Annotated in this window: 15 protein-coding genes and 1 pseudogene; 7 read left to right on the forward strand and 9 right to left on the reverse strand. The window is 75.3% G+C overall.

Going from position 1 to position 22,227, the window contains the following annotated elements:
* Nucleotides 1–44: 44 nt before the first annotated feature.
* Nucleotides 45–911 (reverse strand): hypothetical protein, encoded by an 867-nt coding sequence (locus FH969_RS07050; RefSeq protein WP_139986622.1) that lies wholly within the window; start codon nucleotides 909–911, stop codon nucleotides 45–47.
* 47 nt (nucleotides 912–958) lie between these two features.
* Nucleotides 959–1,819 (reverse strand): polyphosphate kinase 2, encoded by an 861-nt coding sequence (ppk2, locus tag FH969_RS07055; RefSeq protein ID WP_139986623.1) that lies wholly within the window; start codon nucleotides 1,817–1,819, stop codon nucleotides 959–961.
* A gap of 143 nt (nucleotides 1,820–1,962) precedes the next feature.
* On the opposite strand from ppk2, the gene FH969_RS07060 reads away from it, so the two are divergent.
* From FH969_RS07060 to FH969_RS07075, 4 genes are all read left to right on the forward strand, one after another.
* On the forward strand, nucleotides 1,963–2,520 hold the full coding sequence (locus tag FH969_RS07060; RefSeq protein WP_139986624.1) for an FMN-binding protein: 558 nt from the start codon (nucleotides 1,963–1,965) through the stop codon (nucleotides 2,518–2,520).
* Nucleotides 2,521–2,575: 55 nt separating this feature from the next.
* Nucleotides 2,576–3,508 carry an FAD:protein FMN transferase gene (locus FH969_RS07065; protein WP_180359711.1) on the forward strand — a complete coding sequence of 311 codons (933 nt, stop codon included), beginning with the start codon at nucleotides 2,576–2,578 and terminating at the stop codon, nucleotides 3,506–3,508.
* A 10-nt stretch (nucleotides 3,509–3,518) separates the two neighbouring features.
* Nucleotides 3,519–5,246, forward strand: a complete 1,728-nt coding sequence (locus FH969_RS07070) for an FAD-dependent oxidoreductase (RefSeq protein WP_139986626.1) — start codon at nucleotides 3,519–3,521, stop codon at nucleotides 5,244–5,246.
* Between the two features lie 234 nt (nucleotides 5,247–5,480).
* The gene (locus tag FH969_RS07075; RefSeq protein WP_139986627.1) at nucleotides 5,481–5,894 is read left to right on the forward strand and encodes a phage holin family protein; all 414 of its coding nucleotides are present in this window, start codon (nucleotides 5,481–5,483) and stop codon (nucleotides 5,892–5,894) included.
* 98 nt (nucleotides 5,895–5,992) lie between these two features.
* Here FH969_RS07075 and FH969_RS07080 read toward each other — a convergent pair whose 3' ends face one another.
* Nucleotides 5,993–8,806, reverse strand: a complete 2,814-nt coding sequence (locus FH969_RS07080) for a glycosyl hydrolase (RefSeq protein WP_180359712.1) — start codon at nucleotides 8,804–8,806, stop codon at nucleotides 5,993–5,995.
* A 444-nt stretch (nucleotides 8,807–9,250) separates the two neighbouring features.
* On the opposite strand from FH969_RS07080, the gene FH969_RS07085 reads away from it, so the two are divergent.
* The gene (locus FH969_RS07085; protein WP_139986629.1) at nucleotides 9,251–11,434 is read left to right on the forward strand and encodes an alpha-galactosidase; all 2,184 of its coding nucleotides are present in this window, start codon (nucleotides 9,251–9,253) and stop codon (nucleotides 11,432–11,434) included.
* A gap of 266 nt (nucleotides 11,435–11,700) precedes the next feature.
* Here the strand turns inward: FH969_RS07085 and FH969_RS07090 are convergent, their stop codons facing one another.
* From FH969_RS07090 to FH969_RS07110, 5 genes are all read right to left on the reverse strand, one after another.
* The gene (locus FH969_RS07090) at nucleotides 11,701–12,675 is read right to left on the reverse strand and encodes an MBL fold metallo-hydrolase (RefSeq protein WP_246071749.1); all 975 of its coding nucleotides are present in this window, start codon (nucleotides 12,673–12,675) and stop codon (nucleotides 11,701–11,703) included.
* Nucleotides 12,672–14,945 carry a phosphodiesterase gene (locus FH969_RS15220; RefSeq protein WP_246071750.1) on the reverse strand — a complete coding sequence of 758 codons (2,274 nt, stop codon included), beginning with the start codon at nucleotides 14,943–14,945 and terminating at the stop codon, nucleotides 12,672–12,674. The genes FH969_RS07090 and FH969_RS15220 overlap by 4 nt, the downstream gene beginning before the upstream one ends.
* An 89-nt stretch (nucleotides 14,946–15,034) precedes the next feature.
* Nucleotides 15,035–15,586, reverse strand: a complete 552-nt coding sequence (locus FH969_RS07100; protein WP_246071751.1) for a methylated-DNA--[protein]-cysteine S-methyltransferase — start codon at nucleotides 15,584–15,586, stop codon at nucleotides 15,035–15,037.
* Between the two features lie 201 nt (nucleotides 15,587–15,787).
* On the reverse strand, nucleotides 15,788–17,467 hold the full coding sequence (locus tag FH969_RS07105) for a DNA-3-methyladenine glycosylase 2 family protein (protein ID WP_139986630.1): 1,680 nt from the start codon (nucleotides 17,465–17,467) through the stop codon (nucleotides 15,788–15,790).
* A gap of 119 nt (nucleotides 17,468–17,586) precedes the next feature.
* Nucleotides 17,587–18,657: a serine hydrolase domain-containing protein gene (locus tag FH969_RS07110; RefSeq protein WP_139986631.1), complete on the reverse strand. Its 1,071-nt coding sequence runs from the start codon at nucleotides 18,655–18,657 to the stop codon at nucleotides 17,587–17,589.
* Between the two features lie 763 nt (nucleotides 18,658–19,420).
* Between FH969_RS07110 and FH969_RS15685 the strand changes: the two are divergent.
* Nucleotides 19,421–19,798, forward strand: a pseudogene (locus tag FH969_RS15685) (class I SAM-dependent methyltransferase); the annotation flags it as partial.
* A gap of 225 nt (nucleotides 19,799–20,023) precedes the next feature.
* On the opposite strand, the gene FH969_RS07120 reads toward FH969_RS15685, so the two are convergent.
* Nucleotides 20,024–21,061 (reverse strand): EamA family transporter, encoded by a 1,038-nt coding sequence (locus FH969_RS07120; RefSeq protein ID WP_218975281.1) that lies wholly within the window; start codon nucleotides 21,059–21,061, stop codon nucleotides 20,024–20,026.
* Between the two features lie 72 nt (nucleotides 21,062–21,133).
* On the opposite strand from FH969_RS07120, the gene FH969_RS07125 reads away from it, so the two are divergent.
* On the forward strand, nucleotides 21,134–22,099 hold the full coding sequence (locus FH969_RS07125; RefSeq protein WP_139986632.1) for a LysR family transcriptional regulator: 966 nt from the start codon (nucleotides 21,134–21,136) through the stop codon (nucleotides 22,097–22,099).
* Nucleotides 22,100–22,227 lie beyond the last annotated feature (128 nt).

The following is a 22,227-nucleotide window of genomic DNA, read 5'->3' on the forward strand; positions in this document are numbered from 1 at the left end:
GCCTGCACCAGCCGCCCGAGCCCCAGCTGTCCGTTCCCCGAGCCTCAGGCGCCCGGGACGGTGATCGGCTCGGCGTCCACGTACTCCAGCCCGTGGTGCCGGTCGAACCAGCGCGGCCCGAACTCCGAGCGCGTCTCGTGTGCGTCGAGCGGCTCGACCCGCTCGGGACCCACCCGCCACGAGCGCAGCTGCGCGCCGCCCGCGTGCTCCTCGCCGGTGTGCAGCACGAGCGTGACGGCACCCGCACCGTACGCGATCGGCCCGCCGATGAGCGCGGCCTCGGCCTGCAGCGACGCGGGCGTCGCGGGGATGTGCGCGCCCGCGGAGTCGCGCAGCACGGTGTACGTGCGGTCCGGACCGGCGTCGACGACGCGCAGCGTGCTCTCGCCCTCGGGCAGCGAGGAGAGGATCGTGCGCAGGATCGCCGAGCCGACCTCGAGCGCGCGGTTCGTCCGGCGCTGCTCCTCGCGCTGGTCCTCCAGGACGACGCGCCACACCTCCGGCCCGGGGGTGGCGTGGTCGAGGTCGGTGTGCGCGGGCCACAGCCAGCCGTCGAGCAGGTCCCACGCGAGCACCTCGTGCACGGTGCCGTCCGCGCCCACGCGCGCCGCGGTCACCCGGGCGCCGTCGGGGCCGGCGAGCACGTCGAGGAACGCCTCCTCGGCGTCGACGTCGCGGGCGCGCTCGGCCTCACCGTCGACGATCTCGTCCTCGAGCGTCACTTTCCCGGCGCGGAGCACGACGGCGGAGTCCGCCTTGGTCACGCGGCGCGCCACGGTCCGGGTGAGGGCGCCCAGGAGGGCGAACGCGGCGTTGGGCCCGCCGAGGTCGAGTCGGCCGAGGACCGCGCGGGCCGTCTCGTGGTTCGCCGCGCTCGCGACGGCCTGGTGCAGGCGGGTGTTCTCGCTCATGCGCTCATTGTGGCCCGCGCGTTCCCGTCGCCACGCGCCCGGGCGCGCTACAGGTCACGCTCGGGGTCACCGGCGAGCTCGGCGACGTGGTCGGGCACGTACTTGTAGAGCTCGCGCGGCGGGCGACGGTAGTTCCCGCTGCCGGTCGGCCGGGTCGGCAGCTCGACCTTGTCGTGCGGCACGTCGGTGTAGGCGATCGTGGAGAGCAGGTGGCTGATCATGTTGATCCGCGCGTGCTTCTTGATGTCGGACTCCACGACGTACCAGGGCGAGATCGGCACATCGGTGTGCACGAACATGTCGTCCTTCGCGCGGGAGTACTCCTCCCAGCGGTTGATCGACTCCAGGTCCATCGTGGACAGCTTCCACCGCCGGAGCGGGTCGTCCAGTCGCGAGCGGAACCGCTTGAGCTGCTCCTCGTCGGAGACGGAGAACCAGTACTTGCGCAGGTGGATGCCGTCATTGATGAGCATCTGCTCGAAGATCGGGGTCTCGCGCATGAACCGCGCGAGCTCCTCGGGCGTGCAGAACCCCATGACCCGCTCGACGCCGGCGCGGTTGTACCAGGACCGGTCGAACAGCACGATCTCGCCCGCGGCGGGCAGGTGCTGCACGTAGCGCTGGTAGTACCACTGCGTCTTCTCGCGCTCGGTGGGCGCGGGCAGGGCCGCGATGCGCGCGACGCGGGGCGACAGGTACTCGGTGACCCGCTTGATCGCGCCGCCCTTGCCGGCCGCGTCCCGCCCCTCGAAGATCACGACGACGCGCTCGCCGTTGAGCTTGACCCACTCCTGCAGCTTCACGAGCTCGGTCTGCAGCCGGAACAGCTCGGCCTCGTAGATCGCGTTCGGGATCTTGGCGGCCTTGCGCTTCGCCGGCTTGTCGTCGCGCTTCTCGGACTTCGTCATGACCAGAACCTAGACCCCACGACCGGTCTCGAGCCCGCTCTCAGAAAAGTCACAGCGCACTGACGGGTGCAGACGGTGCGCATGGGTGACACTGGATCAAGCAGGTTGACCCGTCAACCAATGTCCGAGCCGAGGAGACTGCCATGGCCACCACGACCGCCCGCCCGTCCGTCCGAGCCCGCACGGTCCGCACCGTCGCGACCGCGACGGCGTCGCTCGCCGTCGTCGGCACGCTCGCGGCGTGCGGCGGTACGGAGGAGGCCGCAGCCCAGGAACCCGACGCGTCGGACACGGGCGCGCCCGCGTCGGAGAGCACCGACGCCGCGAGCGACCCCACCACCTCCGACGACGCGGCCACCAGCGACGCGGCGACCTCGGACTCCGGCGCCGCGGCCGCCGGCAGCACCTACGCCGACGGCACCTACACCGCCACGGGCGAGTACGTCTCTCCGGGCGGCCAGCAGAGCGTCGAGGTCACGCTCACGCTCGTCTCCGACGTCGTGACCGACGTCGAGATCGTCAACGGCGCCAGCGACCCGCAGTCCGAGGGCTACCAGGACAAGTTCATCTCGGGCATCGCCGCCGAGGTGGTCGGCGTCGCGATCGACGACCTCGACGTCGACAAGGTGGCTGGCTCCTCGCTCACCTCCGGCGGCTTCGACGATGCCGTGGAGCAGATCAAGGCCGAGGCGCTGGCGTGAGATGAGCGCCACGCTCGTCACGCGCGCGGGCCCGGAGCCCACTACCGTCACCCTCGTGACTTCGCCGGGCTCCTACGCCGCCATCCCCGCCGACGGCGGGCCGGGGATGCGGTTCGACGGGATCGGCACCCGCTGGGTCATCGACACCCCGGAGGACCTGCCGCTCGGCGTGGAGGCCCGGATCATGGCGGCGGTGGAGGAGTTCGACCACGAGTGGTCGCGGTTCCGGGAGGACTCGCTCGTCTCGGTCGTCGGCCGTGAGGGCGGCACCGTGCCCGTCGGCGACGACGGCGAGGCCATGATGCGCCTCTACACGCGCCTCGCCGCGGCGACCGACGGCGCGGTGAACCCGCTCATCGGCGCGCGGCTCGAGCACCTGGGCTACGACCGGTCCTACCGCCTCACCGAGGCGCCCGGCGCCCCCGACCCGATCCCCGACTGGGAGGGCAGGTTCCGGGGCACGACGGCGTTGCTCACCCTGCCGCGCGGCACCGTCCTCGACGTCGGCGCGGTGGGCAAGGGCCGCCTGGTCGACATCGTGACCGGCATCCTGCGCCGCGCACGGATCGCGGACTTCACCGTCGACGCGGGCGGTGACATGCGGCACGTCGGGGACGAGGTGCTGCGCGTGGCGCTCGAGCACCCCTTCGACCCCAGCCGTGCCGTCGGCGTCCTCGAGCTCGGCGAGGCGGGGCTCGCGGCCTCGGCCACGAACCGGCGCGCCTGGGCGGACGGCCTGCACCACGTGATCGACGCGCGGACCGGCGAGCCGGTGCGCGACATCGTGGCCACCTGGGCCGTGGCGCGCAGCGCGATGCTCGCCGACGCGGCTTCAACGGCCGCCTTCTTCCTCGCCCCGCAGGCGGTGCTCGACGCGCTCGACGGCGTGTACGCCGTCGTGTCGATGGGTCCGCACGGCCCGGTGCGCGCCGCCGGCCTGGACACCGCCCCGACCACCGCGCTGCGGTCCGCGCGCCTCTTCGACTGAGGATCTTGTGATGACGCGGCCGACCCCCTCGCCGGCCGCCTCACCCGCCGGCCCCCTCGCGCCGGCCCGGCCCCTGTCACCCCTGCGCCGCCTCGACGCCGGCCTCGGCCGCGTCTCGATGTACCGCCTGGTGCTCGCCGCGCTCGGGGTGGTGCTCGCCGTCGCGCTCGCGCTCGTGCTCGCCGCGACCGGCACGCTCGGGTACCCGGCGCTCGGGATCGTGGCCGTGCTCGCCGTCGGGACGCTCGGCACGCTCGCCGCGACGTGGGTCGGCGGCCTTGTCACCCGCAGCCGGCCGCACGTCGCGTCCAGCCTCGTGACCGGCGCGATCCTTGCCCTCGTCCTCCTGCCCGGCACCGACGGGCGCACGCTCGCGGGTGCGGCCGTGGCGGGGGCCGCCGCGGGCGCCTCGAAGTACCTCCTCGCGTGGCGCGGGCGACACGTCCTCAACCCGGCCGCCGTCGGGCTCGTCGTGGTGGGCTGGACCGGGCTCGCGACGAGCGGCTGGTGGGTCGGCACCGCGGCGCTGCTGCCCGCCGTCGCGGTGGCGGGCGGCGTGGTCGCGTGGCGGACCCGGCGCGTGGCGTTCGTGCTCGCCTACGCGGTGCCCGCGTTCGTGCTCACCGCGGTCGGCTACCTCACGCTCGGCGTGGCTGCGAACGACGCGCTCTGGTGGGCGCTGACAGCGAGTCCCGTGGCGTTCCTCGCGCTGTTCATGCTCACCGAACCCCTCACAAGCCCGCCGCGGCGCCCTCAGCGTCTGCTCGTCGGCGCGCTCGTGGCGGTGCTCGCGGCCGCGCCGCTCTTCCTCGAGTGGGGCTGGCTCTCGCCCGAGCTGGCCCTGATCGTCGGCAACGCGGTCGCGTTCGGCCTCGGGCTGCGCCGTGGCGTGCGGCTGCGGCTCAGCAGCGCGACCCTCACCGGTGACGTGCTCGACCTCCACCTGGCGCCGTCGTCGCCCGTGCGCGCGCTGCCGGGCCAGTACGTGGAGATCGACGTCCCGCAGGCGGGCGCCGCCGCGCGCTGGGACCCGCGGGGCCGACGGCGGGTGCTCAGCCTCGCGAGCGACCCCGCCTCGGGCGACGTCCGGCTCGTCACCCGGCTGTCCGGTGCCGAGGGCAGCGAGCCGAGCCCGGTCAAGCGGGCGCTCGCGGCGCTCGCGCCGGGGGAGGAGCTCCGCGTCACGTCCGTGGGCGGGGACTTCCTTCTGCCGTCCGGCCCGGTCGCGCTGGTCGGCGCGGGGATCGGCGTGACGCCGTTCCTCGCACACCTGGACGGGGTGGTTCGCGGGTCGGGTGCGGCGCCCGGCGGCGCCTCGGGCGTTCGCCACGGGCACGACGGCGAGCTCGCCGCCGCGCGCGACGTCGTGCTCGTGCACGGCGTGCGCACCCGCGCCGACGTCCTCGAGCTGCCCGGTTCCGCGGGCGACGCGCTTCCCGCCGGCGTGCGGCTCGTGCTCGTGGTGCCTCCGGGGACGGCCGGCGGCGTGGCGGGTGGGACGGCGGCCAGCGCTTCGGGCGGCACGGCTGGCGGGCCCGACGGCGTCGGGCTCGACGGGCGCTGGGAGGTGCTCGAGGGCGCCGTCACCGACGCCGCGGTGCTCGGCCGTGCCGTGCCCGACCTCGGCGCGCGGACCGTCCTCGTGTCCGGGTCACCCGCCTCGGTGGACGCCCTGCGGACCGCGGCACGCTCGCTCGGCGCCGCCCGGGTGCGCACGGACACGTTCCTCGGCTACTGATCGGGCGGACCCTCGCGTTCGTGCCGCAGGACCCCGCGAGATCGCTCAACCCCGTCCGCCGGATCGGCTGACGGCTCGCGAGTCGGGGGTGCGAGCTGCCGTGACAGCGGATCTGCGCCGGGCGGGGTCGTCCGATGCGGGTCGTCGTGGGCCGCAGCATCCGCGCAGCATCTGCGCCTCGAGCGCCGCGCGCGTTCCGGTGCGTCGCCAGGGTGGCGGTGGCACACTCGCGGCATGATCCGCCTTCTGCTGAACTTCGCCATCAACCTGGTGCTCGCGGCGCTCGGCCTCCTGCTGGCCAACGCGCTCTTCGACGACGTCACCGTTCACGCCTCGGGCTTCGTCGTGGCCGTGCTCATCGTGGCCGTCGCTCAGGCGGTGCTCGCGCCGTTCGTCTTCAACATGGCCCGCAAGTACGCGTCGGCCGTGCTCGGGGGAGTGGGACTCATCTCCACACTGCTCGCCCTCTGGATCGCCAGCCTGTTCGACGGCGGGCTCGAGATCACCGGCGCCGCCGGCTGGGCGGGCGCCACCCTCGTCGTCTGGCTCACCCTCGCCCTGGGCGGGTGGCTGCTGGGCTGGCTCATCCTCACCCGTTGGTGGGACCGCAAGCGCGAGGCCAAGCGGATCCGCGCCGCCACCCGCTGATCCGGCTCGCACCGGTGGCGTCGCCCGCGAGGCAGGTTCGCGGGCGACGCCCGTCCGGTGGGGGTGAGGGCGGCTCAGACCTCAGTGCAGGTCGGGCCTCACGGACGGAACCGCAGGCTCGCGACCCGCGTGAAGTCCTCGCCGACGCCCGACGTGAACGTCACGTACACCCGGTGGACCCCGCGGATCGGGTCCACGTTGAACGGCACCTCACGGAACGCGTCCCAGCCGCCGGTGTGTGACACCGCACCGGAACCGATCACCGGCGCGGTCGGGGAGTCGAGCCGGATCTCGACGAGGCCCGAGATCGCCCCGTCCGCCCCGCCCGCGTAGCGCAGCACCACGTCGCGCGTGCCGCCGGTGCCGAAGTCCGCGTCGAAGGCGAGCCAGTCACCGTTGCCGACCTTCGCCGCTCCGTCGGTCACGACGAGGCCGTGGGTCTCGACCGCGCTCGTCACCGCCACCGCCTGGAAGGGGTCCAGCCCCGACGGCGTGGGCTCGCTCGTCGGGCTGGGCGTCGGGCTGGGGCTCGGGCTCGCCGTCGGGCTGGGGCTCGCCGTCGGGCTCGGGCTCGCCGTCGGGCTCGGGCTCGCCGTCGGGCTCGGGCTCGCCGTCGGGCTCGGGCTCGCCGTCGGGGAGGGCGACGGGCTGGGCGTCGGCGAGGTCCCGCCGTCGCTCGGGAGGGCCTTCCCGGACAGGATCAGCGCGTACAGGTAGGCGCGGGTGTTGCCGTCGTCGACCGTGGGCAGGCCCTGGGCGATCGTGAGGGCGCGGTCGGGGTCGGCCAGGCCGAGGAGCGCGGTGTTCCAGTCGATGAGCGGCTTGGTCGCGTACTCGCCCGCGAAGAGCGGCTCGGCGATCTCGAGGATCCGGTCGGTGCCGAGGGAGTGCAGGAACGCGAGCTGGCTCGGCCCCATGGGGATGACCTCGATCGCCGTCTTGGCGCTCGCCTCGGGGGAGAACCACGTCTCGTAGGTGATCTTGCCGGCGAACACCATCGACGCGATCGGTGCGGTGTTCGTGGCCGGCGTGCCCCGGTAGGGGTTCCACCAGTACTGCGCCGCGGTCTCGGCCTCGAACGCGAAGAGCCAGCGGGCGTGCTGCTCCATCGCCTCGTCGCCGCGCACGCGTGACCACAGCTCGAGGCCGGCCCACGCGTTCATGGCCTCCGACGTCGACTCCTGGTCGTTGCCGTCCATCCCGCCGCCCAGGCCGTTGGCCCAGGAGTGCCCGCGCCAGTCGTCGAAGCTGCGGCGCTGGATCGTGTCGTCCGTGGTCTGCTCGGCGGCGATGTCCGCGGCCAGGACGTCGGCCACCGGGGCGTACTGCGCTACGAGGCTCGGGTCGTCCTGCGCGAGGACGGCGGCCGCGTAGAGCAGGTAGCCGTAGTGGAAGTGGTGGTCGTTGAGCATCGAGGAGACGAAGAAGCCGTCGGTGTCGGGCACCACGGTGTGGTTGACGGCGTCGTACCCGAAGCACTGCGCGGGCACGGCGGACGCGCAGCCGTCCGGGTCGAACCACAGCGCGAGCTGCGCGCGCATCGCCTCGGCGATCGTCGCGGCCTCGTCGGTCAGCCCGAGCTGGTTCGCGAGCGTGTAGAGGTTCGCGGCGCGGTAGAGCGCCTTGCCGCCGAAGTAGGTGTCCTCGGGGAAGGTGAGAGTGCTCGGCAGGTCGGCGCGGACCTGGTCGCGCAGCAGCGAGAGCTCGGCCTCGCTGAGTCCGCTCAGGTCCAGGGCGCTGGAGACGTCCCAGGTCGGGGCCGTCGTCGTGAAGCTCGTGCCGACCGCGCCCGTCGCCCAGCCCGTGGCGTTCTCCCACCTGCCGGTCAGCGTGGGCAGGCCGTAGTCCTGGTGCGGCATCTGCGCGAGGACGGTGTCCGCCCCGCCCGCGGTGTCGAGGACGAACGTGGCCGACGCCGTGCCACCGTCGGCCGCGCCGCTCACCGACCACTCGGTGTGCGTTCCGCTCACCTCCACGGCGCCCGCGACGAGCGTCGCGAGGTCCTGCGCGGTCGCGCCCTGGGGCGTGCCGAACACGTGGACCGCCTGGCCGGCGTCGAGCGCGACGCCCGTGCCGGAGACCGAACCCGCCGTGACGACGTTGAGCTCCTGACCCGTCGCGCCGGTCCAGGTGTAGCGCGACGGCGTGGAGCTCGCCGCGAGCTCGCGGTTCACGCCGAGCGTCTGGTCCGTGGCCGCCGTGTACTGGACGTAGGGCCAGCCCTCGACGGCGCGCAGCGTGCCGACGGCGGTGCCGTCGGCGGCGTACCAGGTGAGGTCCGCGGAGATGTCGTCCCAGGCGGACAGGCGGTAGGTGACCGCGCCGGGCGGGGCGAGCTCGATCACCTGCGACTCCGGGTCCTCGGGCGTGGCCCGGTTCTCCCAGGTCTGCATGATCGCGAAGTCGCCATACCCGGTGACGTCCGGGACGGCGACGCCGACGCTCGTGTCGTGCGCGCGGAACGCCAGCCCGCCGCCGACCCACGTCGGCGCGTCGACGTCGGCCATGTCGTACACGGCGCCGGAGATCCACGAGTTCGTGGGCGGTGCGACGCCGTCGTCGACGCGCGGGGTCTGCGGCACGCGGGTGGGCAGCTCGGGCAGGTCCGCCGCGGTGAGGGCCGCGGCCGCGACGCCAGGGGCGCCAGGGGCGCTGGGGGCGTGCTGCGTCTCGGGCGCCGCGGCGGCACCGACGGCGAGGCCGCCCGCGACCAGGCCGGCGACGGCGAGCGCCGCCACCCCGGTGAGGCTCGCCCGGGCCGGTCGCGGCGTGGGGCGCGCGGGTCGGCCAAGGGGTCGACCAGCGGGTCGGCCGGTGGCGCCGGCGTCGCCGGCGGGCTTCGTGGCTGTGGTCGCCGGGGTGTCGATGCTGTCGGGCGTGGGGCGGGGCTGGGGGCGGGGTGTGTCAGGCACCGGGTGCTCCTCTCGACGGGCGCGGCGGACCGCGCTGCTCGGTCGGTCCGACCCGCGTCAGGGCAGGGGGCATCGCCTGACGTCGGAGTCGTGGCCGGCCCGGGGATGGGCGCCCCTCCGCGGTGAGAGCGCTTCCATTTCCGGACTCGAGAACCGTAGCCAGCGTGCGCGTTAACACACTAGAAACATTCGTCTACATCTCGGTTGGGACTCCGTTGGTGCGTATGTGGGGGTCGACCGCGTCCGCGACCCGCCCGGCGCAGGCACGGCGCCCGCACGGCGCTCGCGCTCCGGACAGGCCCGGGCCGGGCCGGTAGGGTCACATGTCGACGTCACCACGCCCGAGCCCGAGCGCCGTCCGAGTCACGGCCACGTCCGAGCCGAGCACGAGCGCCCGACCGAGCACCAGCCAGCCCCAGTCCCACGCCCCGATCGAGGACGACCATGTACGCGTACCTGCGCTCCGCCGGCGTGAGCCTGCTGCTCGACACCACCGGCCCCCACCTGCCCCGCGTGCTGCACTGGGGACGCGACCTCGGCGAGCTCGACGACCACGCCGTCGCCGAGCTCGTCCGCGCCTCGGTCCGCCCCGTCACCAGCAGCTCGCCGGACTCCGGCGTGCTCCTCAGCGTGCTGCCCGAGCAGTCGGCCGGCTGGTTCGGCACGCCCGGCGTCACCGGCCACCGCGACGGTCGCGCGTTCTCCACGGCGTTCCGCGTCACGTCGGTCGACGTCCACGACACGGCACCCGTCGTCGCCGACACGCCCGTCCACCTCACCTCGCCCGACGGCGCAGCCCCCCTCGCCGGTGCGGTCACCGTGTCCGCGGCGGACGACGCCGCGGGGCTGGCGCTGACCTGGCGGCTCGAGCTCGCCGTCGGCGGCCTGGTGCGGACGAGGACCACGGTGACGAGCACGCGCGAGGGGAGCTTCGCCGTCGGGGGCGTGGACGCGCTGCTGCCGCTGCCGCGCGAGGCGACCGAGATCCTCGACTTCACGGGGCGGCACATGCGCGAGCGCAGCCCGCAGCGCCACCCGCTGGTCGCGGGGCTGCACCTGCGGGAGACGCGTCGCGCCCGGACGCTGGACGGGACGCTGCTCATGCTCGCGGGCGAGGCGGGCTTCGCGCACCGGCACGGGCAGGTGTGGGGCACGCACGTGGCGTGGTCGGGCAACACGCGCACGCTGGTGGAGCGCGAGATGCCGGAGGGGCTCGCGACGCTCGGTGGCGGGGAGCTGCTGCTCGCGGGCGAGGTCAGGCTGGCGAACGGCGAGAGGTACGAGAGCCCGTGGGTCTACTTCTCCTACGGCGACGGGCTCGATGCGCTCTCGGCGCGCTTCCACGACTTCCTGCGCTCGCGGCCCACCCACCCGCAGACCCCGCGCAAGGCGCTCATCAACGTGTGGGAAGCGGTGTACTTCGACCACCGGCTGGACCGGCTCACGGCGCTCGCGGACGCCGCGGCGCGCGTGGGCCTGGAGCGCTACGTGCTCGACGACGGCTGGTTCCGGCACCGCCGCACCGACACCGCGGGCCTCGGCGATTGGTACGTCGACGAGACGGTGTGGCCCGACGGCCTCACGCCGCTCGTGGATCACGTCACGGGTCTCGGGCTGGAGTTCGGTCTCTGGTTCGAGCCGGAGATGGTCAACCCCGACTCCGACCTCGCCCGCGCGCACCCCGAGTGGATCCTGCGCGTGCCGGACCGGATGCCGCTGGAGTACCGCCGCCAGCAGGTCCTCGACCTCACGGTGCCGCAGGCGTGGCAGTACGTCCTCGAGCGCATGGACGCGATCCTGTCGGAGTACGCGATCTCCTTCGTGAAGTGGGACTTCAACCGCGACCTGCTCGACGCCGGGCGTCAGGCGACCGGCACCGCGGGCGTGCACGAGCAGACGCTCGCGACCTACCGCCTGCTCGCGGCGCTGCGTGTGGCGCACCCGGACGTCGAGTTCGAGTCGTGCTCGAGCGGCGGCGGGCGCGCCGACCTCGGGATCCTCGCGCTGACGGACCGGATCTGGGCCTCGGACTGCATCGACCCGCTCGAGCGCCAGATGATCGAGGCCGGGACCGGGCTGCTCGTGCCGCCGGAGCTCATGGGCTCGCACGTCGCCTCGCCGCACTCGCACACCACGGGCCGGCGCCACGACCTGGGCTTCCGCGCCGCGACGGCGCTGTTCGGTCACCTCGGCGTGGAGTGGGACCTCACGACGGCGAGCGAGACCGAGCTCGACGAGCTCGCCCGGTGGGTGGCCGCCTACCGCGAGCACCGGCACCTGCTGCACCGCGGCCGCGTCGTCCGGGCGGACGACCCCGATCCCGCGCTGCGGGTGCACGGCGTGGTGGCGCACGACGGCGGGGAGGCGATCTTCGCGATCGTGCAGCGGACCACGGGGGTGAGCTCGCCGTCGGGCCGGGTGCGACTGCCGGGGCTGGTCGCCGGGCGCGCCTACCGCGTGACCCCGCTGCCGCCGGGGGACACGATCGTGTCTCCCGGGCCCCTGTGGCAGCCCGCGTGGTGGGCCGAGGGCGTCACGCTGAGCGGCCGGGTGCTGGCCGAGGTGGGGGTGCAGGCGCCGCTGCAGCACCCCGAGCACTCGGTGCTGCTGCACGTCGTCGCCGTGTGAGCGGGGCGCGGCAGCGCTGCGGCGCCGCCGGCGCGGACGAGTCGCCGCGGCGTCACGGCTGACGGGAGAGCGACTCGTCGTGACGGGAGAGCGACTCGTCGCAGCCTCTCAGCTGGTCGCAAGGCGCTGACCTGCGGCGATGCGCCGGGTGAGGCCGTCGCGGGGCGTCTCGGTCGCTGTGGTGTCACGCCGAGTCGCTGCGGCGTCACGGCTGACGGGAGAGCGACTCGCTGCGGCGTCACGAGAACGCGCGGGCGCGGCGGCCGCTAGAGCGCGAGGCGCTCGCCCGGCGCGAGGACCACCGGCTCGCAGTCCGGCGCCTCGCGTCGCACCGCGGCCTCGAACGCGGCTCCGCCGTGCTCCATCCACCCCCGCGGGAGGTTTCGCCCGAGCGGTGCGTGCAGCGTGCCCCAGTGCACGGGCACCGCGCGGCGCGCACCGACCAGCGCGCACGCGTGCGCGGCCTGTGTCGGGTCCATGTGGCCGCCGGACAGCCGCGGCCCCCAGCCGCCGATCGGCACGAGCGCGAGGTCGATCGGGCCGCCCGCCACGTCGGGCAGGTGGGCCATCTCGGGGTACAGCTCGGTGTCGCCCGCGAACCAGATCCGCAGCGCGCCGTCGGCCGACGCGCCCGACGCGCCCGACGGCGAGCCCGCGCCAGGCGCGTTCGTGCCCGACGCCGAGCCACCTTTCGCGGCGTCGTCATCGCCGGGCGCGTCGCGTACGACGAGGAACCCCACCGTTGCGTTCGGCCGGTGCGGCATCGGCCGGTGCCCATGCACCGCGTGCACCGCCCGCACCGCGACCTGCGGCGCCCACGACGGCCGCCACCACTCCTCGGGCCCGAGGCCGCGCGTCGGCAGCCCGCGCTGGCCGAGCCACCGCGCGTTCGCCGGAGCGGAGAGCACGACGGCGTGCGTCGACCTCAGCGAGGCCACGTGCGCGTGGTCGTGGTGCAGGTGGGAGACGAGCACGGCGTCCGCGCCCGACCAGTCCTCCGCCGACGGCGCGATCCCGCCGAGCCGCCGCAGCATCCCGGCGTGCGCGCCGAGCAGCGGGTCGGTGACCAGCCGGACGCCGCCGACGTCGAGCACGCACGTCGCGTGCCCGAGCCAGGCGAGGGCGTCGGGGCGCGCCGGCGGCTCGAGCCTCTCGGGCCGGACCGGCGGCACCGGCGCCCCGCGCCGGTGCGGCGGCTCCGGCCGCTCGCGACGACGGGCCGGCGGCGGCGTCGCGCTCACGGTCGCAGCCCCAGCTCGCGCTGCCACGCCACCAGCTGGTGGAACACCGCGTTCGCGCCGACGAGCGGCTCGGCGTCGTCCGGCCGCGTGAGCGACGTGGGGTGCAGCAGCAGCGCGTGGTTCTGGTCCCCGCCGAGGCCGCCGTGCGAGCCGACCTGGTGCTCGAACGCGCACACCCGGCCGTCCCGGACGGTGGAGACCAGCAGGAGGTCGCCGGTGTGCGGCAGGCGCCCGGCGCGGGCGAGGTCACGGGCCGCGGCGTCCGGGTCCTCGAACGCGGCGAGCGGGTCCTCGCCCTCGACGAGCGCGCGGCCGGGGTCGCCCCCGGACGCGGGGTCGGCTGAACGGCCGGCCGCACGCTCGGGCTCGAGCAGGCGCAGCCCCGCGGGCCCGACGGCGAGCAGTCCCTGCGCCGAGTCGACCACCACCACGGCGATCGCGGGGTGGGTCGCGAGCCCGGCGACGAGGTCGGGCCACGCCTCCTGCGTCTGGGCGAGCGTGAGACGTCCGGGGCGGCCGGTGAACCAGACGAGGCCGAGGTTGCCCGACGCGATGACGGCAACCGAGTCCTCCGCGGCCGTCCCCGGCGCGAGGCCGACCTGCTCACGCTCGGGCCCCGTCACGGTGACGCCCGCCGTGCGGGCGTCGTCTGCTGCCCGTGAGCCGCCTGAGCCGCCTGAGCCGCGCGATCCGCGCGAGCCCGAGCCGCGCGCCGCCCGGGGGCTGCGGGGGCTGCGGATCGGTCGGACGAGCTCGTTGAGCAGTGCGTTCACCGGCCCCCACTCCTCACCGCCCCCGGAGGCGAGCGCGCTGCGCGGGTCCTTGCCCATCAGCGTCGTGACGAGGTGCTCCAGGCTGACGCCCGCGACCTGCTCGAACGTGGGGCCGAGCGCCTGGCCGTGGTCGGACACGCACACGATGCGATAGCGCCGGCGCGCGACCTCGTTCACCGTCTCGAGCGCCCGCAGCACCGCGTCCAGACCCTCGAGCGAGCGCAGCGACTCCGCCCGCAGCGGCCCGGCGTGGTGCGCGATCTCGTCGTAGTCGACGTAGTCCACGGCGATCGTCGGGGTGCCGCGCTCCATGTGCTCGGCGACGAGCGCGGTGTTGAGACCGCGGAGCGTGACGTTGCTGATGGCGCGCAGCACGACGTACCAACCGCCGCGGGAGATCCGCGGCTCGACGCCGCGCAGCCGCGCGAGCCGCGCCTGGTACAGCTCCTTGACCATCTCACCGATCGTCAGGACCAGGGTGCGCGCGAACACGAGAGGCTGGAGGAAGAACCGCACGTACACGCCGCCGTCACGCCGCCCGGTCGCGCCGACGGGGCGGCTCATCACGAGGCGGGTCGCCGGGGCGTCGCCTGAGAACATCGTGCCGATGGCGGCGCCGCCGTGCGCGAGGAGGCCCTCGCCGTCGGACATCGCCGACTCGATCGCCGCCGCGTCGCGCGGGTGGTTCGCCACGACGAGACGCGCCTGCGCCTCGTCCCACCAGCGGAACGCGGGGATGTGGTCGGCGGCGCCGTGCAGGAGGCCGGCCGTCGAGGCCGGAGTGGTGCTGGGCACCTGCGCCCACCAGGACTCCAGCCGGTAGGAGCCGTCGGTGAGCCAGCGCGAGATCGTCGGCACCATGCCGGCCTCGACGGCGGTGCGCAGCACGGGTTCGGCGACGCCGTCGAGGATCACGAGGAGGAGGCCGGGCTCGCGGTCGTCGGGCAGGGGCGTGCCGGCCCGGTCGGCGCGGCGGCGCTGGGCGGCTCGCCGTCGACCGCGCCACAGCACGTCGCCGACGACGTAGCCCGCGTCGCTGCCCCCGGCCACCCACGACGTGGCGGCCACCACCAGCGCCGTGATGAGGAGCGCGAGCGCGGCGGCCCACCAGCTCGTCACGACGAGCCCCGGCAGCCAGCGCAGGGCCGCCCACATCGCGGTGATCTGGGCGGCGAGGCCGAGCACGAACGCGACGATGCCGCCGAGGCGGTCGGCGACCATGCGCAGGGGAGCGGCCACGACCCACGTGACGAGCGAGACGACGAGCGCCGCGAGCGGGATCGACCACAGCGACGTCACGCTGATCGGGTCGAGCAGCGCGATGGCCACGGACAGGCCGAGGACGGTCGCGGCGAGCGACGCGACGGCGTCCCACAGGTCGACGGCGAGCGGCCGCGCCTCGCGCACGACGGGCGAGAGGTGGTGTGCCGAGAGCGGCAGGTGCGACGGACGCGGCCGGTCGCGCGCGGGACGTGCCTCGCCCCTGCTCCCCGTCATGGGGCTAGCGTGCCAGCCCGCGGCGGGCCTTGGGGGCGGCGGTTTCGCGAGCGTCGGGACGGGCTCGGCCGGCGGTGTCGCCCGCCTGCTCAGGCGAAGCGCGCCTCGTGCGCCTGCAGCGCGCGCTTGACGTCGAGTCCGTAGTAGAAGCCGCCGAGCCCGCCGTCGGTCCGGACCACCCGGTGGCACGGGACGACGAGCGCGACGAGGTTGCGCGCGCACGCGCTCGCGGCCGCCCGGACGGCCGCGGGGCGCCCGGCGTCGGCGGCGAGCGTCGTGTAGGTGACGGGGTGTCCGGGCGCGATGCGCCGCATCGCGAGCCACGCGGCCTGGAAGAACGCGCCGCCGGGCTGCCCGACGGCGAGTTCGTCCAGGGCGGCCAGCTCGCCGTCGCCGTAGCGTGCGACGGCGTCGCGCACCCGCTCCGGCCCGGTCGCGGTCTGCACGCCGCGGTCGCGCAGGTGCGGTGCGAGGCGCGGCAGGTTGTCGACCGGGTCATGCCAGCCGAACAGGTGCAGCACGCCGTCCTCGGGCGTCACGACGGCGTGTGCGGGCCCGGCCGGCGTGGGCAGGGTCATGAGGAGCAGCGGCTGGGTGGTCGTCGCCGACGCTGGGGCGGGTGGGGCCGTCGTCGTGGTCATGGTTGTCTCCGAGAGGGTTTCCGAGGTCTGCGAGAGGGTTTCTGAGGTCTGCGAGAGGGTTTCTGAAGCCTGCGAGAGGGTTTCCGAGGTCTGCGAGAGGAAGTCCGTAGTTTCGCGAGGTGATGTTCGTCCTTTCGCGAGAGGTTCTTCGTCCTTTCGCGAGAGGTTCTCCGTCCTTTCGCGAGAGGTTCTCCGTCGCGCTCACGCGTAGACCTCCGCCGTCCACAGGTGCTGCAACGCGTAGGAGCGCCACGGCCGCCACGGCGCGGAGAGCCCCTCGGCGACGGCGGACGTCACCTTCCCGAGCTCGACCCCGGTCCGCGCGGCGAGCGCCTTGCGCAGCACGAGGTCGCTCGGCATGAACGCGTCCGGGTCGCGCAGCGCCCGCAGCGTGAGGTAGTCGGTGGTCCACGGCCCGATCCCGGGCAGCGCGAGCAGCGCCGAGCGCGTCGCCGCGACGTCGACCCCCGGCTCGAGCGTCAGCCCGTCGGCCAGCGCCGTCGCGACGGCGTGCACGGCCCGGGCCCGCGCCTGCGTGAGGTTCGCGGCGTCGCGGATCGCCTGCGGCCCGGCCTCCGCAAGGACGCTCGCCCTCGGGAAGGTGACGAGGTCCGTGGGCGGACGCTCGCCGTCGTGCGCCTGCGCGTGCTCGCTCGCCGCGCCCTGCGCCGCGCGCTCGGCCGCAACGTCCGCTGGGCCACCCCCCGTGACCGGCGTCCCGAACGCCCGCGCGATGCGGCCCTGGAACGTCCGCGCGACGGCGAGCGACACCTGCTGCCCCAGCACCGCGCAGACGGCGAGCTCGGCGCCGTCGGGAACGCCCGGGACGCGCAGGCCCGGCCGCCGCGCGACGAGGTCGCCGACGAGCGGCGCGTCCCGCAGGTGCTCGCCGACCTGCACGGGGTCGGCGTCGAGGTCGAGCCAGCGCCGCACCCGCGCGACGACGAGCATGAGGTCCGCGAGGTCGGCCGGCCGCACGGTGACGGTGAGGTGGTGCGGCAGGTCGCGCGCGTGGTGCGCGGCAGCGTCCCGCGTGCCGGGGGTGTCCGGCGCGTCCTCGCCGCCGGTGAGCGACAGCCGCACGACGGCGGGCCCACCCGGCGCGTCGACCACCCGCCAGTGGGCGGTGCCCACCAAGGCCTCGACGCCGGCGACGGCGTGCGCCGTCAGCGTGCGCCGCAGCGGCACGAGCGCGAGCGGCGGTCGGTACGCGAGGCGCAGCACGAGGGAGGCGGGGCCGACGCCCACGCGGTCGCCCGGGTCGACGGCGGCGCCCACCGCCCTGCCCGACGGCGAGCGCCCGCTCCCTGCCACGGCCTGCGGCCTGCGAAACGTGCGCGGTGCACAGCCGAACTCGGCCCGCATGACGTCGTTGAACTGCCGGATCGAGCCGAACCCGGCCGCGAACGCGACGTCGGCCAGCGGCATCGTCGTCTGCTCGATGAGGAGCCGGGCCGTGTGCGCGCGGCGCGTCCGGCCGAGCGCGAGCGGCCCCGCGCCGACCTCTGCGACGAGCATCCGGGTGAGGTGGCGCTCGGAGACCGCGAGGCGTCGGGCCAGGCCGGGGACCCCACCGTCGTCGAGCGCACCGCCCGAGATCAGCTGGACGGCGCGGGAGACGAGGTCGCCGCGCGCGTCCCAATGCCGGCTGCCCGGCAGCGAGTCGGGGCGGCAGCGCCGGCACGCCCGGAACCCGGCCGCGACCGCCGCCGCGACCGTCGGGAAGTACTGGCAGTTCTCCGGCCGCGGGGTCCGCGCCGGGCACGACGGCCGGCAGTAGATCCCCGTCGTCACCACGCCCAGGTACAGCCGACCGTCCCAGCGGGCGTCGCGGCCGGCGACGGCGCCGTACGCGGACGTGGGGTCGAGGGGGAGGTGCACGGTCACCAGTCTGCGGTGCCCGACGGCGGAGCACTAGCGGGATTCGGACGTCGCGGTGGGTGCGGCGTGCGCCGGCGCCGGGCGGCGGTGGGCCAGGCGGGTCCGCACGCAGTGGCGCCCTAACGGATCGCACGCGCCACCTCCCACGCCGCGTCCGCCGTCGTCGTCAGCACGCTCGCCGTGCGGCCCGTCGCGATCTCGTGGCGGGACACGAACGACGAGCCCGCGTCCATCCCCTCGAGCTCCACCACCCCCGGAGCGGGGAGCCAGAAGCCGAGGCCGTAGGCGTTCTCGTCCTCGGACGCCGCGGAGCGCTCGCGCAGCATGTCGTCGACGAGCTCGCGCGGGACGATCCGCGCGTCGAGCAGGGCGTCCCAGAACGTCACGAGGTCGGCCGCCGTGGTCCAGATCCCGCCGTCGCCCCCACCGATCACGGGGAGGTGGTGCACGTTGGTGCGCCACACGCCGTCGACCCTGACGTAGCCGACGGCGGCGTCGCCGGGCAGCGCGTCGCTGCGGAGATAGGCCGTCGCGGTGAGCCCGGCGGGCTCGATCACGCGCGTGCGCACGAGGTCGTGGAACGGCACGCCCGAGGCGCGCTGCGCCAGGATCGCGAGCACCACGAAGCCGCCGTTGCAGTACAGGAAGTCGGTCCCCGCGGCGAACACGGGGTCGTGCCCGCCGAGCACGTCAAGGTAGTCCTCGGCGTCGACGTAGCCGCTCATCGCGCCGGGCAGGAGGTACTCGGCGGAGTCCGCGTCGTCGTCGAGGTAGTCCCCGATGCCGGAGCGGTGGGCGAGCAGGTGCTCGATCGTGACGTCTTCGCCGATCAGCGGAAGGTCGTCACAGAGGAGGGAGCGCGCCGTCGTGTCGAGGGTCAGGGTGCCGTCGGCGACGAGGCTCATCACGGTGAGGGCGGTGAACCCCTTGGCCCCGCTCGCGACGGCGATCCGGTGCTCCGGCGTCATCGCGATCCTGTGGCGGCGGTCGGCCAGGCCCCACGCGTGCTCGAGGACGGTCTCGCCCTCCTCGTCGATGCGCACGACGCCGGCGCTCGGCTCCTCCGCCGCCTCGCGCAGGGCGGTGGCGAGGGCATCGCGCCGCTCGATGGTGAGCAGGGGGTGGTCGGGGAGCGCGGGGGGCGGTGGGTCGGCGGGCGGGTCGGCGGTCGGGTCGGCGGTCGGGGTCATGGCCACGATGCTCCTCGCGGGAGTCCCGCGTCGCGAGAGGATTTCCGCGCCGCTGACAGCGCTGTGGCTCCGTCGAGCTCGACCTTGGTCCTGCTCGGACTCGCCCGGCCGGGGCCAACCGGCGCCTTCGCGCGCGTCTTCCCCGTGATTCTGCGGATGAACCGGTGCTCGTGGGCGACGTCGCCGTGCGCCCTGGCGAAGGTGCGCCGACACTACAGAGCCACAGCGCTGTGGCTGTGCAGCGTCGGCGCCCGCGAGCCCGCTTCTCTCCGCCCGGGCCCATTTTCCGCGCTATCTTGCGGCTTGCAGCGGTTGCCAGACGCGCTTCGGGGAGGTTGGCCCGGTCACAGCGCTGTGACGGCCTCGGGTCGGATCGTGCGGCAGACGCGCTGCGCCCGCTGCCTGCTCGGCTGCTCGGCTGCTCAGCCGCCCGGCCGCCCAGCCGCCCGCCCGGCCGCCCGGCCGCCCGGCCACCTGGCCGCGCTAGCGTCGCGGCATGCCACACGACGGACACGGCGACCACAGCGCCGACGGCGAGCACGGCCCGGACGGCGACCGCAGCGCCGACGGCGACCACAGCGCCGACGGCGAGCACGGCCCGGACGGCCACGGACACGCCGTCGGCGGGCACGACGGCCACGGACACTCCGGCGCCGGGCACGGCGGCCACGGGCACGCCGTCGGCGGGAACACCGGCCACGCGCACGCCGCGGGCGCCGCCCCCGACGCCCTCGCCGAGATGCTCGACCTCGACGCGGCCGCCATGGGCGGCTACCTCGAGTCGGTCGCCGCCAATCTCGCCCGCCTCGCGCCGGACGCCCGCACCGTCGTCGACCTCGGCGCGGGCACCGGCGCCGGCACGTTCGCCCTGGCGGAGGCGATGCCCGAGGCGACCGTGCACGCCGTCGACGTCGATCCCGCGATGCTCGCGACGGTCGCGCAGCGGGCGACCGAGCGCGGTCTGGGTGCGCGGGTGGTCGCGCAGCGAGGCGACTTCGACGCCGACGAGCCGCCCCTGCCCGCACCCGCGGACGTCATGTGGTCCTCCGGCACGCTGCACCACGCGGCCGACCCGGCGGCGCTGCTCGCGCGCGTCCACGCCGCGCTCCGCCCCGGCGGCCTGCTCGCGGTGCTCGAGATGGACGACCTGCCCCAGCCCCTCCCGGCCGGCACCGGCCCCGACGGGCTGTCCGAGCGGCTCGCGGCGCTCAGCGTCGGTTGGAGCTCGCACCCGGACTGGGCGCCGACGCTGCGCGGGGCTGGTTTCGAGCTCCTCGAGCAGCGCTCGATCCTCGACACCAGCCCGTCGCCCGAGCTTGCCCGCGCGTGGGCGACGGCGTGGCTCACCCGCCTGCGTCGGCACGCCTCAGCGCTGGCCGAGCCCGCCGAGCGGGACCGTCTCGTCGCGGACCTCGACGCGGTCCTGGCCGACGGCGCCGCCGGACGCGGCCCGCTCGCCGTCGCCGACCTCGAGCTGACCAGCGGCCGCACTCTCTGGCTCGCCCGCCGACCGTAGCCGCGGCGCCCCGCGGACGGTCCACCGCACCGACGCCACCAGCACCCCCGCCACGAGGGTCGCCCCGCCGATCACCTCGGCCGCGTTCGGCACCTGCCTGAGCAGCGCGGCGGCCGACGCCATCGCGACCACCGGCGCGAGCAGCACCCACGGCACCACCGATGCCGACGCGTTCCGCGCGAGGAGCGCGTTGAACACCGCGTACCCCACGAGCGTGCACAGCCCGGCCGTGTAGAGCGTCGACAGCACGGGCCGCCAACCCACGAGCGCGCCGAGTCCGGCGGTCACGGCGTCGGGGCCCTCGACGGCGAGCGCGAGCCCCAGGGCCGGCAGCGGCACCACGAGCGCCGACCAGACGGTGAGTGAGAGGGCGCCGCCGCGCCGGTCCGGCGCGACGTGCCCCGCCCGCCGCGCGATGACGTTCCCGATCGCCCACGACAGCGCCGCGAGCAGGCAGAGCACGACGGCGAGCGCCGGTGCGCTGCCGCCTCGCCCGAGCGCGACGATCGCCAGGCCGGCCGTGCCGAGGATGACGCCGAGGAGCTGCGCCCGGGTCGGCCGCTCGCGCAGGACGAGCGCGGCGACGGTGATCGTCGCCACGACCTGCGCCTGCAGCAGGAGCGCCGCGAGCCCGGGTTGCAGGCCGAGCGCCATTGAGGAGTACAGCAGCCCGAACTGACCCAGACACATGAACGTCCCCACGCCGACGACGGTGCGCCGGCTCGCCGTCGGGCGTGGCACGACGAGCGCGGCGAGGCCGACGACGGCGAACCGCACCGCCACGAACAGCAGCGGCGGGATGCCCTCGAGCCCCCAGTCGATGACGACGAAGTTGAACCCCCACAGGGTGGCCACGAGGGCGGCGAGCTGCATGTCGCGTCGATTCACGCGCCCAGCCGACCACCCTGCACCCGGTAGCACCAGCGATCATTTCGTGCATTCACTCGGTAGCGTTGCTTCATGATCGATCTCGAGGGCGTGGTGGCGCTGCGCGCGGTGGCGACCCGGGGGAGCGTGGCCGGCGCGGCCGATGCGCTCGGGTACACGCCGTCGGCGGTGTCGCAGCAGGTCAAGCGGCTGGAGCGGAACGTCGGCGTCGCGCTGCTCGAGCGCGCGGGGCGCGGGGTGGTGCTCACGGACGCGGGCCAGCACCTGGTCGCGGCGTCGGCCGTGGTGCTCGCCGATCTCGAACGGATCGAGGCCGACCTGCAGCTCGCGGCCGGCGCGGAGGTCGGCGCGGAGGTCGGCGCGGGAGTCGGCATGGCGCCGGGCGGTGCACCCGTCCGCCCGCTCACGGGCGAGGTCCGGATCGGGGCGTTCTCCACGGTGGTCCGCGGCGTGCTCGTCGAGGCGCTCCCCGCCCTGAGGGCGCGCCACCCCGGGCTGCGCACGCCGGTCCGCGAGAGCGAGCCGTGGGAGACGATCGCGCTCGTCGCCTCCGGGCAGCGGGACCTCGGGATCGTGCACCGGTGGGGCGGGGTGGCGCTCGCGATGCCGGACGACCTCGTCGCGACGCCGCTGTTCACGGACGTCGCGGACGTCGTGCTGCCGGCGGGGCACCGGCTCGCCGGCCGTGCTGCATTGACGCCGGCCGATCTGGCGGACGAGGACTGGATCGCGACGTTCGACTCGACGATCTGCCGCCAGTGGCTGCGCCGGCTCTTCGACGGCGTCGCGAACGCGCCGCGGGTCGTGCACGAGTCGATGGAGTTCGCGAGCCACCTCGAGCTCGTGCGCGCGGGCCTCGGCGTCGCGCTCGTCCCACGGCTGGGCCGCGGTCCGCTCGGGGAGGGCCTGGTCGCGGTCCCGACGGCGCAGCCCGCCTCGACGCGCGACGTCGCCGCCGTGCACCGGCGCAGCATGGCGGGTTCGCCCGCGCTGCAGGCCGTTCTCGGCGCCGTCGTCGCTGCGACCCGCGACCGCTGACCCGCGCGGCGGCTCGATCGTGAGGTGGTGGTGGAACAGCCGGAACGGCGCCGCCGTGCCGGCGGACTGCCGGACGACCTCGTGGCCCACGGTCATCGTGCCCAACGCGGTCGGTCTGAGGAGCCATG

The sequence above is a fragment of the Miniimonas arenae genome, from assembly GCF_006351005.1.
Taxonomy (GTDB): domain Bacteria; phylum Actinomycetota; class Actinomycetes; order Actinomycetales; family Beutenbergiaceae; genus Miniimonas; species Miniimonas arenae.

What these genes read in the sequence shown, in the direction of transcription:
- FH969_RS07100 (WP_246071751.1), bottom strand. Translation starts at nt 15,586, where the DNA reads ATGACCACGACGACGGCCCCACCCGCCCCAGCGTCGGCGACGACCACC.
- FH969_RS07125 (WP_139986632.1), top strand. Translation starts at nt 21,134, where the DNA reads ATGATCGATCTCGAGGGCGTGGTGGCGCTGCGCGCGGTGGCGACCCGG.
- FH969_RS07075 (WP_139986627.1), top strand. Translation starts at nt 5,481, where the DNA reads ATGATCCGCCTTCTGCTGAACTTCGCCATCAACCTGGTGCTCGCGGCG.
- FH969_RS07110 (WP_139986631.1), bottom strand. Translation starts at nt 18,657, where the DNA reads ATGACCCCGACCGCCGACCCGACCGCCGACCCGCCCGCCGACCCACCG.
- FH969_RS07070 (WP_139986626.1), top strand. Translation starts at nt 3,519, where the DNA reads ATGACGCGGCCGACCCCCTCGCCGGCCGCCTCACCCGCCGGCCCCCTC.
- FH969_RS15220 (WP_246071750.1), bottom strand. Translation starts at nt 14,945, where the DNA reads ATGACGGGGAGCAGGGGCGAGGCACGTCCCGCGCGCGACCGGCCGCGT.
- FH969_RS07050 (WP_139986622.1), bottom strand. Translation starts at nt 911, where the DNA reads ATGAGCGAGAACACCCGCCTGCACCAGGCCGTCGCGAGCGCGGCGAAC.
- FH969_RS07085 (WP_139986629.1), top strand. Translation starts at nt 9,251, where the DNA reads ATGTACGCGTACCTGCGCTCCGCCGGCGTGAGCCTGCTGCTCGACACC.
- ppk2 (WP_139986623.1), bottom strand. Translation starts at nt 1,819, where the DNA reads ATGACGAAGTCCGAGAAGCGCGACGACAAGCCGGCGAAGCGCAAGGCC.
- FH969_RS07060 (WP_139986624.1), top strand. Translation starts at nt 1,963, where the DNA reads ATGGCCACCACGACCGCCCGCCCGTCCGTCCGAGCCCGCACGGTCCGC.